This is a genomic window from Escherichia sp. E.sYA108, assembly GCF_011754335.1.
GTDB lineage: Bacteria > Pseudomonadota > Gammaproteobacteria > Enterobacterales > Enterobacteriaceae > Escherichia > Escherichia coli.
In genome coordinates, this window is the sequence record NZ_JAAQVZ010000001.1 from 3,041,094 (window position 1) to 3,056,563 (window position 15,470).

The following is a 15,470-nucleotide window of genomic DNA, read 5'->3' on the forward strand; positions in this document are numbered from 1 at the left end:
GCACCAATTACTTACGCTTTAAGCTGGCTAATACGGCAAATGGGTTTGGCTTTTGCGCTTCTTCAGGCAGTTCACCAAAGACCATGTCCGCTTCGGACACTTCACAGTGTTCAGAATCATGCACCGGAACTACCGGCAAGGCGAGGATGATTTCATCTTCAACCATTGCAAGCAGATCGATTTCACCGAATTCGTTAACCTCAATCGGTTCATACGCTTCCGGCAGTGCTTCAGCCTGTTCGTCTGAACGCACAGGACTAAAACAATACGTTGTGTAGACCTGATGAGTAAACGGCTTCCCGCAACGCTGACACTCGAGCGTTACCGTCACCTTCGCATCGCCGTTTAACACTGCGAGACGTTGGTTATCGATAGCGAACGACATGGAGCATTCCACATCACTGTCCACACTGACTACGGATTCGGCGACGCGCTCAACCTGATCAGGAGTATAGATACCCTGGTAATCAAGGCGTTTTTGAGCCGTACGAACCGGATCAAGAGTCAGGGGTAATTTTACCTTTTGCATAGGGCGCGCATATTAACTTCGTAACGTCGTATAGTCAAAGAAAAAGGCAGCCTGCGGTTGCCTTTTGCCAATAATTCGCACACATTGCGGGTTACAGCCTTATTTTCGTTCAGTGCTGGCAAAGTTGCCAGTCAGCAAAACGAAGCGCATAGTTTAAATTGGCTATCATCAATACGCTATATCTGATGGAAAAAAATATGCCTAAACTTATTTTAGCCTCCACCTCGCCCTGGCGTCGCGCTCTTCTGGAAAAACTGCAAATCTCTTTTGAATGTGCAGCACCCGAGGTCGACGAAACTCCACGCAGCGACGAATCACCGCGACAGTTGGTGCTTCGACTGGCACAAGAAAAAGCGCAATCTCTGGCGTCATGTTATCCGGATCATTTAATTATTGGTTCAGACCAGGTATGTGTTCTTGATGGCGAAATCACCGGTAAACCGTTAACGGAAGAAAATGCCCGTCTGCAATTACGCAAAGCCAGCGGCAATATCGTCACCTTCTATACTGGACTGGCGTTGTTTAATTCGGCGAATGGGCATCTACAAACAGAAGTGGAGCCTTTTGACGTCCATTTCCGTCACCTGAGCGAGGCGGAGATTGATAATTACGTGCGTAAAGAGCATCCCCTGCACTGCGCGGGTAGCTTTAAGAGTGAAGGATTTGGCATTACGCTGTTTGAGCGTTTAGAGGGGCGTGATCCTAACACGCTGGTTGGTTTACCGCTAATCGCGCTGTGTCAGATGTTACGTCGGGAAGGGAAAAACCCGCTGATGGGATAGTTTTTTGCGCCGGATGCGGTTACTTCGCATCCGGCAATCGGTGCTGGCGGCCTGATGCGGCGTAAACGCCTTATCAGGCCAACCGCCCATTATCAGGTTTATATGCTTGTATTAGCGCGCGTTACGCAGCTTTTGCAAACAACGCTTCAAACCTTCATCCATCGGCGCTTCAATACGCATCACCTCACCGGTCCCCGGATGAGTAAACTTCAACGCTGCGGCGTGCAGGAACAGGCGATTTAATCCCGTGCCTGCTTCAGTGAGCTGTCTGTCAAATTCACGGTCACCGTAGCGATCGTCAAAGGCAATCGGATGACCCGCATATTGTGTATGCACACGGATCTGATGAGTACGCCCTGTTACCGGGCTACAACGCACCAGGGTGGCAAATGCATAGCGTTCTTCCACTTTAAAGCGTGTTTCCGACGGTTTGCCTTCCTGACTCACACGCACGATACGTTCGCCGCTTTGCAGAATATTTTTCAGTAACGGCGCTTGAACGCTCTTCACATACGACTGCCACTGACCGCGCACCAGCGCCAGGTAATCTTTTTGCATCCCTTTTTCACGTAATTGCTCATGCAGAGAACGCAACGCCGAGCGTTTTTTCGCTACCAGCAACACACCTGAGGTGTCCCGGTCAAGACGATGAACCAGTTCAAGGAACCGCGCTTCCGGGCGCAACGCCCGCAAACCTTCAATAACGCCGAAGCTTAAACCACTGCCGCCATGTACCGCCGTACCGGAAGGTTTATTCAGCACCAGGATATGATCATCTTCATATAAGATGACGTCCGCCAGCGCCGCCACCTTTTGCAGATGTGGCGAAACCGCCTCTTCTTCCCGCTCAGCAACGCGAACCGGTGGGATACGCACCTCATCACCCGCTTCGAGTTTATATTCAGGCTTAATACGTTTTTTGTTCACCCGCACTTCGCCTTTACGCAAAATACGGTAAATCATACTTTTTGGTACGCCTTTCAATTGGGTACGCAAAAAGTTGTCGATACGTTGCCCCGCTTCGTCAGCGGTGATAGCAACAATTTTTACGGATGGAGTCTCTGTTTTCATGGTGGGCGATTCTAATTAGCCAACAGGATTCGCGCCACTCATTTTTCTATGCTTATATTTAGTTTTGCACCTTATTACTTCACTAGGTGATCACTTTATTGATGGTTATTAAACCAATCACCAGCAAGAAGTGAAAAAACTGTGAGTAAGCGGGTGATAAATGGTAAAAGTCATCTTGCTATAACAAGGCTTGCAGTGGAATAATGAGGCCGTTTCCGTGTCCATCCTTGTTAAAACAAGAAATTTTACGGAATAACCCATTTTGCCCGACCGATCATCCACGCAGCAATGGCGTAAGACGTATTGATCTTTCAGGCAGTTAGCGGGCTGCGGGTTGCAGTCCTTACCGGTAGATGGAAATATTTCTGGAGAGTAATACCCAGTCTGTTTCTCTGATAATTGCGCTGTTTTTCCGCATGAAAAACGGGCAACCGACACTCTGCGCCTCTTTGAGCTGACGATAACCGTGAGGTTGGCGACGCGACTAGACACGAGGCCATCGGTTCACACCCGGAAAGGCGTTACTTTGCCCGCAGCTTAGTCGTCAATGTAAGAATAATGAGTAAGTTACGATGAAAAGAATGTTAATCAACGCAACTCAGCAGGAAGAGTTGCGCGTTGCCCTTGTAGATGGGCAGCGTCTGTATGACCTGGATATCGAAAGTCCAGGGCACGAGCAGAAAAAGGCAAACATCTACAAAGGTAAAATCACCCGCATTGAACCGAGTCTGGAAGCTGCTTTTGTTGATTACGGCGCTGAACGTCACGGTTTCCTCCCACTAAAAGAAATTGCCCGCGAATATTTCCCTGCTAACTACAGTGCTCATGGTCGTCCCAACATTAAAGATGTGTTGCGTGAAGGTCAGGAAGTCATTGTTCAGATCGATAAAGAAGAGCGCGGCAACAAAGGCGCGGCATTAACCACCTTTATCAGTCTGGCGGGTAGCTATCTGGTTCTGATGCCGAACAACCCGCGCGCGGGCGGTATTTCTCGTCGTATCGAAGGCGACGACCGTACCGAATTAAAAGAAGCACTGGCAAGCCTTGAACTGCCGGAAGGCATGGGGCTTATCGTGCGCACCGCTGGCGTCGGCAAATCTGCTGAGGCGCTGCAATGGGATTTAAGCTTCCGTCTGAAACACTGGGAAGCCATCAAAAAAGCCGCTGAAAGCCGCCCGGCTCCGTTCCTGATTCATCAGGAGAGCAACGTAATCGTTCGCGCATTCCGCGATTACTTACGCCAGGACATCGGTGAAATCCTTATCGATAACCCGAAAGTGCTCGAACTGGCACGTCAGCATATCGCTGCATTAGGCCGCCCGGATTTCAGCAGCAAAATCAAACTGTACACCGGCGAGATCCCGCTGTTCAGCCACTACCAGATCGAGTCGCAGATCGAGTCCGCCTTCCAGCGTGAAGTTCGTCTGCCATCCGGTGGTTCGATTGTTATCGACAGCACCGAAGCGTTAACGGCCATCGACATCAACTCCGCACGCGCGACCCGCGGCGGCGATATCGAAGAAACCGCGTTTAACACTAACCTCGAAGCTGCCGATGAGATTGCTCGTCAGCTGCGCCTGCGTGACCTCGGCGGCCTGATTGTTATCGACTTCATCGACATGACGCCTGTACGCCACCAGCGTGCGGTAGAAAACCGTCTGCGTGAAGCGGTGCGTCAGGACCGTGCGCGTATTCAAATCAGCCATATTTCTCGCTTTGGCCTGTTGGAAATGTCCCGTCAGCGCCTGAGCCCATCACTGGGTGAATCCAGCCATCACGTCTGCCCGCGCTGCTCCGGTACCGGTACCGTTCGTGACAACGAATCGCTGTCGCTCTCTATTCTGCGTCTGATCGAAGAAGAAGCGCTGAAAGAGAACACCCAGGAAGTTCACGCCATTGTTCCTGTGCCAATTGCTTCTTACCTGCTGAATGAAAAACGTTCTGCGGTAAATGCGATTGAAACTCGTCAGGACGGCGTACGCTGTGTGATTGTGCCAAACGATCAGATGGAAACCCCGCACTACCATGTGCTGCGCGTGCGCAAAGGGGAAGAAACCCCAACCTTAAGCTACATGCTGCCGAAGCTGCATGAAGAAGCGATGGCGCTGCCGTCTGAAGAAGAGTTCGCTGAACGTAAGCGTCCGGAACAACCTGCGCTGGCAACCTTTGCCATGCCGGATGTGCCGCCAGCACCAACGCCAGCTGAACCTGCCGCGCCTGTCGTAGCCCCAGCACCTAAATCTGCACCGGCAACACCAGCCGCTCCTGCCCAACCTGGGCTGTTGAGCCGCTTCTTCGGCGCACTGAAAGCGCTGTTCAGCGGTGGTGAAGAAACCAAACCGTCCGAGCAACCAACACCGAAAGCAGAAGCGAAACCGGAACGTCAACAGGATCGTCGCAAGCCTCGTCAGAACAACCGCCGTGACCGTAATGAGCGCCGCGACCCTCGTAGTGAACGTACTGAAGGCAGCGATAATCGCGAAGAAAACCGTCGTAATCGTCGCCAGGCACAGCAGCAGACTGCCGAGACGCGTGAGAGCCGTCAGCAGGCAGAGGTAACGGAAAAAGCGCGTACCACCGACGAGCAGCAAACGCCGCGTCGTGAACGTAGCCGCCGCCGTAACGATGATAAACGTCAGGCGCAACAAGAAGTGAAGGCGCTGAATGTTGAAGAGCAATCTGTTCAGGAAACCGAACAGGAAGAACGTGTACGTCCGGTTCAGCCACGTCGTAAACAGCGTCAGCTCAATCAGAAAGTGCGTTACGAGCAAAGCGTAGCCGAAGAAGCGGTAGTCGCACCGGTGGTTGAAGAAACTGTCGCAGCCGAACCAATTGTTCAGGAAGCACCAGCCCCACGCACAGAACTGGTGAAAGTCCCGCTGCCAGTCGTAGCGCAAACTGCACCAGAACAGCCAGAAGAGAACAATGCTGATAACCGTGACAACGGTGGCATGCCGCGTCGTTCTCGCCGCTCGCCTCGTCACCTGCGCGTAAGTGGTCAGCGTCGTCGTCGCTATCGTGACGAGCGTTATCCAACCCAGTCGCCAATGCCGTTGACCGTAGCGTGCGCGTCTCCGGAACTGGCCTCTGGCAAAGTCTGGATCCGCTATCCAATTGTACGTCCGCAAGATGTACAGGTTGAAGAGCAGCGCGAACAGGAAGAAGTACAAGTGCAGCCGATGGTGACTGAGGTCCCTGTCGCCGCCGCTGCCGAACCTGTTGTTAGCGCGCCAGTTGTTGAAGAAGTGGCTGAAGTCGTAGAAGCCCCCGTTCAGGTTGCCGAACCGCAACCGGAAGTGGTTGAAACGACGCATCCTGAAGTGATTGCTGCCGCGGTAACTGAACAGCCGCAGGTGATTACCGAATCTGATGTTGCCGTAGCCCAGGAAGTTGCAGAACACGCAGAACCGGTGGTTGAACCGCAGGAAGAGACGGCAGATATTGAAGAAGTTGCCGAAACTGCTGAGGTTGTGGTTGCTGAACCTGAAGTTGTTGCTCAACCTGCCGCGCCAGTCGTCGCTGAAGTCACAGCAGAAGTTGAAACGGTAGCTGCGGTTGAACCTGAGGTCACCGTTGAGCATAACCACGCTACCGCGCCGATGACGCGCGCTCCGGCACCGGAATATGTTCCGGAAGCACCGCGTCACAGTGACTGGCAGCGCCCTACTTTTACCTTCGAAGGCAAAGGTGCCGCAGGTGGTCATACGGCAACGCATCATGCCTCCGCCGCTCCTGCGCGTCCGCAACCTGTTGAGTAATAATTAGCTCAAGCAATCAAGCCCTGGTAACTGCCAGGGCTTTTTTATTTCATCTTTGAGTCAACATATTAAAATTCATCAAATGGCATCCTTGCTAACCAACAATACAAAATAGGCAAAAAAATGCCCGCCCCGGCGATCCCAGAGCGGGCAGACAAAACATACCCAGTTTCATGATATGTTTTAAAGCGAGCTTATTTGTTGAGCTGGAAGAGCGACAATCCCTGCATATCGGTAAATGCTTTATACGATGCCTGCAATGCCGTTTGCTGCATGATGTAAGATGAAATAGTTGCATTCCAGTCCACATCAACCAGATCGCTCATCTGCTGCGTTTGCCCTAAAGCGCGATCGCTACCTAATGAATCCAGCGACTCCAGTTCGTTCAGTTGCGTGCCTAATTCCGCGCGAACAGTCAGCACATTGTTCAGCGAGTTTTTCAGTCCGCGGTTGGTTTTATCCAGTGCCGCAGCGGCGGTTTCTTTATCCGCTTCGCTATCCGCGACCGGCGTTTTCAGGGCTGCGATGGCGCTATCCAGCATGGCAAAAAGATTGGTTTCAGAAGCGCTACCGTCTGGTTCCGCTACCGCGTTGCTGGTAATACTGTCGAAAATTTTGTCGCCCGTATGTCCTATCACCATCGAACGCGAAGCATCGACCTGTTGTTTAATACTTTCTGTTCCGCCGACATAATCACCGTCAGCCTCACTAAACGGCGCAGTCTCTGTTTTATAACCGGCAAAAATGTAGCGCCCGTTACCGTCAGTGGTGTTCGCCAGATTCAGTAACTGGTCACGAAGCCCCTGAATATCCGTAGCCAGCGAGGCCCGGTCATCGTCACTCAAGGTGCCATTGCTGGCGTAGACAATTTTTTCCTGAGCATTCTGGATAGCAGTGGTGACCTGGCTAAGCACACTCTCTTCCAGTGACACTTTTTGAGTGGCGAAAGTACGCGCCAGCGTGTACTGGCTGTTTTGTGCCTGTGCCTGGGAGAGAACAACAGCTTGTGATGCAGCAATGGGATCATCTGAAGGGTTAACGACTCGCTTACCCGTCGACATCTGTTCGCCGTACTTCATCCATTCTGCCTGAGAATTGGTGATGCCACGCATGTTTTGCTGGTACATCATCTGGGTACTGAAACGCATTTTATCTCCCCTTAGCGAATGTTAATCAGCGCATCAAAAATCGCGTTTGCCGTCTGCAGAACCTGCGCATTCGCCAGGTAATACTGCTGAAAACGTTGCAGATTTCCGTACTCCTCATCGAGATTGACACCGGAAATCGACTGCTGCTGATTGGAAAGCTGCGTCACCACATTACCTTGCGTGGCGCTACTGGTTTTCAACGTCGCGGTTTTATTCCCGATATCACTCACTAATGAGGCATAAGCGTCGTTAAAGGATTTCGCACCGCCCACCGTTTTACTGTTGCTTTGCAGATCCAGCAGGGCCTGACCGTTGCGGTTGTCGCTATCACCCGCATCTTCTTCGCTCGCCATGGCGATTTTTGCTTCGTCGGTGATTAATACATCCATGTTGACGATGGCGTCACTTACCGGTTTCAGCGTGAAGCTGTCGTTAACGGCAGGCGTTCCTGTAAACGTCAACTCCAGACCATCAAATGCCACTTTACCGTTGGCATCCGGCGTCACCGTAAAAGTGGTATTGCTGGCAAGGCGGGTGACCTGCCACTGATTATTATCGAACGAGATTTTGTAATCTGTCGCCAGTACCGCGGAGGCATCAGTTACCGTGGCACCGATCGCAACGTCACCTTTGTTTTTCGTGTTTTGCAGTACCGCGGGCTTACCGATAGCAAAGAAATCTTCACCAGCATCGCCGTTAGCATCAAATCCGGCTTTGTGTTGGGTGTTGAAAGCCTCGGCAAATGCCAGCGCCAGTTGTCCAAGCGTATTACGCGTCTGGTCCAGATCCTGAGAACGGAATGTCAGAATGCCGCCCAGCGACCCGGTATTCAGTAATTTCTCCGGGATCTCAATATTGCCAGCCGTCCCATCAATATAAGCGACAGTCGTACGCGAAGGGTCGGCGGTGGAAGGAACTGCCGCCAGCTGCCGCGCCGTACTTCCCTGAACCAGTGAGTAGCCATTGGCCATCGTGATGTTATAAGTGCCACCATCCTGAACGCTAACTTCTACGCCAACAATCTGGTTTAATTCACTCACCAGTTGATCGCGTTGATCCAGCAGATTGTTAGGTGACGCCCCTGCCCCCACGCCTGTCAGACGCGAGATTTGATCGTTCAGGCTGGCGATTTGTTTAGCGTAATTGTTGATCTGATCAACGCTGGCACCTATCGCGATATTGACCTGTTTGTCCTGGTCGCGCAGATATTGATCGGTGGTTTTAAACTGATTCACCAACCCTTCTGATTTCCCAATCAGCGCCTGGCGCGCTGCCGGGTCTTCCGCGTTACTTACCAGCGTTTGCAGGCTGGTGAAGAAATCCTGCATCTGTGTTGCCAGCGAAGAGGTACTGGTGGAGAGCATATTGTCGATTTTCGACATCTGCTCATAGCGGGCAGTCAGGCCGCTACTTTGCGTCTGCGCCGCACGTAACTGGTTGGTAATAAACGCATCATACTCACGCTGCACACCAGAAACGTAGACGCCATTGCCAACCCAGCCGCCAGCGCCCAACGTGCTATTGGCCTGCGCCATAATAGTGGTTTGGCGGGTATATCCGGCAACGTTATAGCTGGAGATATTATTACTTGCCGTATTTAACGCCGCCTGGGCCGCGTTCAGTCCGCTCATGGCGTTATTGATCAAGCTGGACATGGAGGTTCCTTATAAGCCTTCAATTACAGAGTATTATCGGCAGCGACCCGCCGGACTTGAGTTATTCAGAACAGATTATCAATGTTCATACTGTAGGTTTTGCTCACTTTGTCGCTTATCGATTTCATCTGCTGAATCATGTTGGTGAGTTTGCGGGCATAGTGAGGATCGGTGGCATAGCCCGCGTCCTGTAGGGCCTGCGCCCCCTGCTCCGCACTCGCGGCGGTCGTCACGGCGGCGTAGCGCGGGTTACGCGTTAACAGCCCAACGTAATCCGACAATGCTTCCAGATACGAGCTGTAGACCCGAAATTTCGCTTTTACTTTCTTCGCTTCGCCGTTTTCATATTCAGTCGTGGTGATTTCAGTGACTGGCCCTTTCCAGTTGCCAGAGGCTTTGACGCCAAACAGGTTATAACTAGGCTCGCCGTTTTCGCGGCGGATTTGCCGTTGCCCCCAGCCAGATTCAAGCGCCGCCTGAGCGAGGATCAAATGATGTGGCACACCGCTTTGCTGGCTTGCCAGTTGGGCGGGCAGTGAGAGTTGCGCGAGGAATGCTTTACTGTTACCCGGCAACGAATCATCGTAGTTACGTGGTACGGCCTTTTGCACCAGCTGAGAAAGCGCCTGATTTTGATAACGCACCACAGTTTCGAGCGGGAATTTCATCGGTGCTGCTGGCGTGGGCTCCTCTGGCAATGGTTGTTCTGGCGTCATCTGTTTAACCATCATCTCTGCAAGCCCCAGACCTTTGCCCGCCGTCATCTGTTGGGCAATCTGCTGGTCATACATACTGGTATACAGGCGAGTGTGCTCGCTGCTGAACAGGCCATCTTTTGGTAAAGCGTCGCGCATGCTTTTCAACATCATCTGCACGAACATCCCTTCCACCTGGCGGGCCACCGGACGGATATTTGCCGCTGGATCTTCGCCCGCTTTCGCCTTTAGTTCGTTGAGTGATTGCGCATCCCAGGCCGCACTTGCCAGTAGTTTGCTGTCGCTGATCATCAGATGATTTCCAGTTTTGCCCGCAGACATCCCGCACTTTGCATTGATTGCAAAATAGACATCAGATCCATCGGCGTAGCGCCCAGCGCATTGAGCGCGCGCACCACGTTATTGAGGCTGGCGCTGGAACGTACGCTTTGCAGCGAACCGCCGCTCTGGCGTAAATCGATCTGCGTTTGTGGAGTAACCACAGTCTGTCCACCACCAAACGGTGTATCTGGCTGGCTGACATTGGCCTGACGATTGACCGTAACCGAGAGATTCCCCTGCGCTACTGCGCAGCTGTCGAGGGTCACTTCGCGATTCATCACCACCGAGCCAGTGCGCGAGTTAATCACTACTTTAGCGTCCTGCGGGGTGACATTAACCTGCATATTCTGGATATCGGCAAGGAAACGGACCTGGGAACTGTTGCCACTTGGTACGCGCACCTGAATAGTCCGCGCATCTAACGCGGTGGCGCTGCCATATCCACGCACGCGGTTGATGGTGTCAGCGATTTGCTGCGCCATGCTGAAATCTTCGTCGTTAAGTTGCAAATTAAGGGTATTCCCGACGCCAAACTGGCTGGGCAATTCACGTTCAATAACCGCACCATTGGTGATCCGTCCACCGTTCAGTTGGTTCACCTGAACACTGCTACCGCCAGCAGAGGCTCCTGCGCCGCCAACCAGAATATTGCCCTGCGCCAGAGCATACACCTGACTGTCAACGCCCTTAAGCGGTGTCATCAACAACGTACCGCCACGCAAGCTTTTGGCATTACCCATGGAAGAAACCACCACATCGATGGTTTGCCCCTGGCGTCCAAACGGCGGAAGTGACGCCGTCACCATTACCGCAGCGACGTTTTTTAGCTGCATATTGGTGCCCGTCGGAACGGTAATTCCCAGCTGTGAGAGCATGTTATTAAGCGTTTGTGTGGTAAACGGCGTCTGGGTTGTCTGGTCACCGGTTCCATCCAGCCCCACCACCAGGCCATAGCCAATCAGTGAGTTTTGCCTTACCCCCTGAACACTGGTGAGATCGCGAATACGCTCAGCCTGAACCGCCGTCGTAACCAGTAGAAGAATTAATGCAGAGAGAAATTTAATCACCACAGCCTCACTTACATTGGCGACAGATTAAGGAAGAAACGTTGCAACCAGCCCATATTTTGCGCTTCGTTAATGTAGCCATTGCCTACGTATTCAATGCGCGCATCCGCCACCTGAGTAGATGGTACGGTATTGCTGCCGCTGATAGTGCGTGGATTAACCACGCCAGAGAAGCGAATAAATTCGGTACCCTGATTAATGGCGATCTGTTTTTCACCCACCACATGCAGGTTGCCGTTGACCAGTACCTGGTCAACCGTCACCGTCAACGTACCGCTAAAGGTATTGCTGGCATTGGCCCCGCCTTTTCCGTTGAACGTGTTACCACCGGAGGCTTCGACATCGGCACGAGCGTTACCAAACACCCCCTGCAAATAGCGCGGCACAGTATCAAAGCCAAAATTAGTTTTACCGTCACGGCTGGCATTCGCAGAGGAGCTTTTGCTGGCGCTGACGTTCTCCTGCAACACGATGGTCAGCGTATCGCCAATATTGCGTGGTCGACGATCTTCAAACAGCGGTTGATAGCCATAGTTAATCGGCTGAGCAGACTGGAAAATAGACCCGTTGGCGACGGGCGTCGGACCGGGAACCGGTTGTGCACTGGTCGCCCCTTGTACCAGCGGCGTGGAGGGTATCCAGGCGCAGCCGGTTAGTGAAAGCACCAACAAGCTGGAAATGGCATAAGTATGCGCAGCGTTTTTTTGCATGGCTATCATCTTCAAAAATCAGTAAACCGGTGAACCTGCCACCGGTTAAGCCTTAGAGTTGCGTCAGTTTTTGCAGCATCTGATCGGTGGTGGACACCGCTTTACTGTTGATTTCGTAAGCGCGTTGCACCTGAATCATATTGACCAGTTCTTCCGCCACGTTGACGTTAGACGTTTCAACATACCCTTGATACAGCAGTCCCGCGCCGTTCAGGCCCGGCGTGCTTTCGTTCGGTGCACCGGAGGATTGCGTTTCGGTGTAGAGGTTTTCGCCAATGCTCTCCAGTCCGGTGTCATTCATAAAGGTGGTGAGATTGAGCTGCCCAACCTGAACCGGAGCTGCCTGGCCTTGTTGGGTTACGCTGACCACGCCATCACGACCGATGGTGATACTTAACGCATTCGCCGGAATGGTGATCGCTGGCTGCACCTGAAAACCACCGGCCGTCACCAGCTGCCCGTTCTGATCCACCTGGAAAGAGCCGTCACGGGTATAGGCTGATGAGCCATCTGGCAACATCACCTGGAAAAAGCCCTGCCCTTTAATCGCGACGTCTTTACTGTTATTGGTTTGCGACAGGTTGCCCTGGCTGTGTAAACGTTCCGTGGCGACCGGGCGTACCCCCGTACCGATTTGTAATCCGGAGGGTAAGGTGGTTTGTTCGGAAGACTGTGCCCCCGGCTGGCGAATGGTTTGATACAGCAGATCTTCAAACACCGCGCGCTGACGCTTAAAACCGTTGGTACTAACGTTTGCCAGGTTGTTGGCAATGACGTCCATATTGGTTTGCTGGGCGTCAAGGCCCGTTTTGGCGATCCATAATGAACTGATCATAAAATGTCCTGTAGTGGATTAGTGACAAAGTGCATATGTCTTCTTGCCGGATGCGGCGTAAACGCCTTATCCGGCCTACAAGAGCTCGCAAAATCGATAAATTGCGATTGCCCCCATAGACCCGATAAACTTGCGCATAGGGCAACTTATACTTGTCATGTATCCTTTCAATTAACTCATCGACAGCAGTTGGTTGGCACGGCCTGCGTTATCATCGACGCTGCTGATCACCTTCATCTGCATTTCAAAACGCCGTGCGCTGGCAATCATGTCGCTCATTGCCGCAACGGCATTGACGTTACTGCCTTCCAGAACCCCCGACATCACACGCAAGGTTGGATCTGCCTGCAGTACCGGCCCACGCGTAGCCTGGCTTTCTGCGCTTAAACGAAAAATGCCATCGTCACCGCGCTGGACTTCGCTGCCCGTGGCTTTCACCAGCTTCAGACGCCCCACTGGCGCAACCGTATTTGCCGGATCGCCCGGATTCAGCGCCGAGATTGTGCCATCGGCAGCAATAGTGATTTCCGCCCCTTCCGGCACAGCAATTGGCCCCGCCTCGCCTACCACCGGATGTCCCTGAATTGTCAGTTGCCCGGTGGGATCAACCTGAATGCTGCCATTACGCGTATACCCTTCACTGCCGTCAGCGGTCTGCACGGCCAGCCAACCATCCTGCTGCAACGCAACGTCCAGCGGGCGCGAGGTGTAATCCATCTTGCCGGGTGTCATGTCTGCACCCGGTGTTGACGCCGTTACCAGCGTGCGCGTGGGCAGTGAAAGCCCTTCCACCGGCACTGCGCGCAAGGCGTTTAACTGCGCGCGAAAACCGGGCGTAGAGGCATTGGCCAGATTACTGGCGGTTACCGCCTGTTGATTCAGCGTCTGGCTGGCTGCTCCCATCGCGGTATAAATTGCGTGATCCATTGAGCTATCCCGTCAGCGATTAGCGTAAGTTAACCAGCGTGTTGAGGATCTGGTCCTGGGTTTTGATGGTCTGGGCGTTAGACTGATAGTTACGCTGGGCAACGATCATATTGACCAGTTCTTTACTGAGATCGACGTTGGACGCTTCCAGCGCACCGTTGGTCAGTGTGCCAAAGTTGCCCGTCCCGGCTGTCCCCAACAGCGCCACGCCAGAAGATTGCGTAGCGGACCAGACGTTGTCGCCTTCGGATGCCAGACCTTCGTTGTTGGCAAAGTTCGCCAGTACAATCTGCCCCAGCAGTTGGGTTTGTTCGTTGGAATAGTTGCCGACAACCGTACCGTCATCATTGATTTGATAACTCACCAGATCGCCCGGTTTGTAGCCGTTCTGGGTGGTTGCCACAATGTTGTTAGCGCCGGTATTTTGCTGCATGGAGTTGAGGAAGCTCAGGCTAAACGTGGCGGGATCTGCGCCGTTAATTGCGCCGGTGGTAATATCCTTTGTTGGATCTGAGGTCAGAACGCCATTGGCATTAAACACCAGCGTCATTGCAGGCTCAGCTGTACCTGTTGGATCACTGCTATCCTGGGTGTAGACCTGCCACTTATTATCCCCGGTCTTCACAAAGTACACGCTCATATCATGAGCATTACCCTGACTATCGAAAACAGTCACCGAACCTTTTTTGTTATAGCTATCCGCATTGCTGGCATCAAATGCGTTAACAGAGGGAAGCGAATCACTGGAATTCAGGTTGATCTGCATCGACGCCGTGGTGGTAGTTTTCGCTGCCATCAGGGTATTCGGGATCGAAATATTGGTCGGATTCGCCCCTTGCTGAATAGTCGGCGGCGTACCGGTTGCCGGGTACCCCGTCAGCTGTAAACCTTGCATATTCACCAGGTTACGGTTTTCATCCAGCTTAAATTGTCCGTTACGGCTGTAGAATACCGAACCGTTGCTGTCTACCAGACGGAAAAAACCGTTCTGGCTGATAGCAACGTCCAGACCACGCCCGGTGTTGGTGGTCGTGCCATCGGTAAAGTCCTGAGTGATACCAGCAACTTTTACCCCCAGTCCCACTTTCGAACCGGCAAACATATCGGCAAAAGAGGCCGTGCCTGATTTAAAGCCGTAGGTGGCGGAGTTGGCGATATTGTTGCCAATAACATCGAGGTTGGTGGCGGCAGCGTTTAATCCGCTAACCGCTTGAGAAAAGGCCATGACTGACTCCTGAAATGTGAAGGCTTAAATTATCTGCCGTACTTCGTCGAGGATAGTGGTGCCGTAAGTGCCGAGATCCAGCGTATTACCGTTGTTGCCGCGGATCACCCCCTGCACCAGAGCAAACTGCAGCGGTTGGGCAACCAGTTGTGTACCACCGTTACTGGCGCTAATCGCTACATTGTAAGAACCGTTCGTCGCAGTGCTGCCGTCAGTCAACGTACCGTCCCAGGTGAAACTGTGGACTCCGGCAGTCAGTTCACCGATATCAATGGTACGGACGACCGCGCCGTTTTTATCGGTGATGGTGGCCGTCACTTTGTCTGCTGCCTGTTGCAACTCAACACCAAACGGCGTGGTCGTGGTCACAGCCCCTTCTTCACTGCCGGTTCCCGCAAGAACAGTGGTACCGGGGATCATCACGCCGTGACCAATCAGGTTACTGGCCTGTAACGACTGGCTGTTATCAATCTGTCCGGAAATAGATCCGAGCGTGGTATTGAGTTTTTCAATCCCACTGACCGTGCTGATTTGTGCCAATTGCGACGTCAGCTCGTTGTTTTCCATTGGATTGGTCGGGTCCTGGTTTTTCAGCTGCGCCACCAACAAAGTCAGAAAACTGCTTTGTAAATCTGCGGCGTTGCTGCCCGTGAGCGAACTACTGCTGGTGGTACTGACGCCGGTATTCGTCGGATCGGTGGTGGTTACCGCAATAGACATAGCTTT

13 protein-coding genes are annotated in these 15,470 nt (G+C 52.7%); 2 read left to right on the forward strand and 11 right to left on the reverse strand.

What is annotated here, in order from left to right; translation table 11 throughout:
* Positions 1-7: 7 nt before the first annotated feature.
* Positions 8-529: a 23S rRNA accumulation protein YceD gene (yceD, locus tag HBM92_RS14680; protein ID WP_001174481.1), complete on the reverse strand. Its 522-nt coding sequence runs from the start codon at positions 527-529 to the stop codon at positions 8-10.
* Between the two features lie 197 nt (positions 530-726).
* Here yceD and yceF point away from each other — a divergent pair, with 197 nt between their 5' ends.
* Entirely contained in the window at positions 727-1,311 is a 585-nt protein-coding gene (yceF, locus tag HBM92_RS14685) for a 7-methyl-GTP pyrophosphatase (RefSeq protein ID WP_001443231.1), read from the forward strand.
* Positions 1,312-1,422: 111 nt separating this feature from the next.
* Here yceF and rluC read toward each other — a convergent pair whose 3' ends face one another.
* On the reverse strand, positions 1,423-2,382 hold the full coding sequence (gene rluC / locus HBM92_RS14690; RefSeq protein WP_000846350.1) for a 23S rRNA pseudouridine(955/2504/2580) synthase RluC: 960 nt from the start codon (positions 2,380-2,382) through the stop codon (positions 1,423-1,425).
* Between the two features lie 572 nt (positions 2,383-2,954).
* Here rluC and rne point away from each other — a divergent pair.
* Entirely contained in the window at positions 2,955-6,140 is a 3,186-nt protein-coding gene (gene rne, locus HBM92_RS14695) for a ribonuclease E (protein ID WP_000827407.1), read from the forward strand.
* Between the two features lie 194 nt (positions 6,141-6,334).
* Here rne and flgL read toward each other — a convergent pair whose 3' ends face one another.
* The 9 genes from flgL to flgD all read right to left on the reverse strand — a co-directional run bounded on the left by flgL (position 6,335) and on the right by flgD (position 15,464).
* Positions 6,335-7,288, reverse strand: a complete 954-nt coding sequence (gene flgL / locus HBM92_RS14700; protein WP_001212764.1) for a flagellar hook-associated protein FlgL — start codon at positions 7,286-7,288, stop codon at positions 6,335-6,337.
* A gap of 11 nt (positions 7,289-7,299) precedes the next feature.
* The gene (gene flgK, locus HBM92_RS14705) at positions 7,300-8,943 is read right to left on the reverse strand and encodes a flagellar hook-associated protein FlgK (protein ID WP_000096497.1); all 1,644 of its coding nucleotides are present in this window, start codon (positions 8,941-8,943) and stop codon (positions 7,300-7,302) included.
* Positions 8,944-9,008: 65 nt separating this feature from the next.
* Positions 9,009-9,950: a flagellar assembly peptidoglycan hydrolase FlgJ gene (gene flgJ, locus HBM92_RS14710; RefSeq protein ID WP_001304468.1), complete on the reverse strand. Its 942-nt coding sequence runs from the start codon at positions 9,948-9,950 to the stop codon at positions 9,009-9,011.
* Complete coding sequence (gene flgI / locus HBM92_RS14715) at positions 9,950-11,047, reverse strand: flagellar basal body P-ring protein FlgI (protein WP_001441925.1); 1,098 nt, start codon at positions 11,045-11,047, stop codon at positions 9,950-9,952. The genes flgJ and flgI overlap by 1 nt, the downstream gene beginning before the upstream one ends.
* A gap of 11 nt (positions 11,048-11,058) precedes the next feature.
* A complete protein-coding gene (gene flgH, locus HBM92_RS14720) occupies positions 11,059-11,757 on the reverse strand; it encodes a flagellar basal body L-ring protein FlgH (protein ID WP_001443230.1) in 699 nt (232 codons plus the stop codon).
* 52 nt (positions 11,758-11,809) lie between these two features.
* Positions 11,810-12,592, reverse strand: a complete 783-nt coding sequence (flgG, locus tag HBM92_RS14725) for a flagellar basal-body rod protein FlgG (protein ID WP_000625837.1) — start codon at positions 12,590-12,592, stop codon at positions 11,810-11,812.
* A gap of 171 nt (positions 12,593-12,763) precedes the next feature.
* Positions 12,764-13,519: a flagellar basal-body rod protein FlgF gene (flgF, locus tag HBM92_RS14730; RefSeq protein ID WP_000349327.1), complete on the reverse strand. Its 756-nt coding sequence runs from the start codon at positions 13,517-13,519 to the stop codon at positions 12,764-12,766.
* Between the two features lie 19 nt (positions 13,520-13,538).
* Complete coding sequence (gene flgE, locus HBM92_RS14735; protein WP_000885884.1) at positions 13,539-14,744, reverse strand: flagellar hook protein FlgE; 1,206 nt, start codon at positions 14,742-14,744, stop codon at positions 13,539-13,541.
* Between the two features lie 24 nt (positions 14,745-14,768).
* Positions 14,769-15,464, reverse strand: coding sequence for a flagellar hook assembly protein FlgD (gene flgD, locus HBM92_RS14740; protein ID WP_000020492.1), 696 nt, complete (start codon positions 15,462-15,464; stop codon positions 14,769-14,771).
* Positions 15,465-15,470: the final 6 nt, after the last annotated feature.

Bases quoted from the DNA above. Each gene is read 5' to 3' on its own strand.
- yceD (WP_001174481.1), bottom strand. From the start codon at position 529: ATGCAAAAGGTAAAATTACCCCTGACTCTTGATCCGGTTCGTACGGCT.
- yceF (WP_001443231.1), top strand. From the start codon at position 727: ATGCCTAAACTTATTTTAGCCTCCACCTCGCCCTGGCGTCGCGCTCTT.
- rluC (WP_000846350.1), bottom strand. From the start codon at position 2,382: ATGAAAACAGAGACTCCATCCGTAAAAATTGTTGCTATCACCGCTGAC.
- rne (WP_000827407.1), top strand. From the start codon at position 2,955: ATGAAAAGAATGTTAATCAACGCAACTCAGCAGGAAGAGTTGCGCGTT.
- flgL (WP_001212764.1), bottom strand. From the start codon at position 7,288: ATGCGTTTCAGTACCCAGATGATGTACCAGCAAAACATGCGTGGCATC.
- flgK (WP_000096497.1), bottom strand. From the start codon at position 8,943: ATGTCCAGCTTGATCAATAACGCCATGAGCGGACTGAACGCGGCCCAG.
- flgJ (WP_001304468.1), bottom strand. From the start codon at position 9,950: ATGATCAGCGACAGCAAACTACTGGCAAGTGCGGCCTGGGATGCGCAA.
- flgH (WP_001443230.1), bottom strand. From the start codon at position 11,757: ATGCAAAAAAACGCTGCGCATACTTATGCCATTTCCAGCTTGTTGGTG.
- flgG (WP_000625837.1), bottom strand. From the start codon at position 12,592: ATGATCAGTTCATTATGGATCGCCAAAACGGGCCTTGACGCCCAGCAA.
- flgF (WP_000349327.1), bottom strand. From the start codon at position 13,519: ATGGATCACGCAATTTATACCGCGATGGGAGCAGCCAGCCAGACGCTG.
- flgE (WP_000885884.1), bottom strand. From the start codon at position 14,744: ATGGCCTTTTCTCAAGCGGTTAGCGGATTAAACGCTGCCGCCACCAAC.
- flgD (WP_000020492.1), bottom strand. From the start codon at position 15,464: ATGTCTATTGCGGTAACCACCACCGATCCGACGAATACCGGCGTCAGT.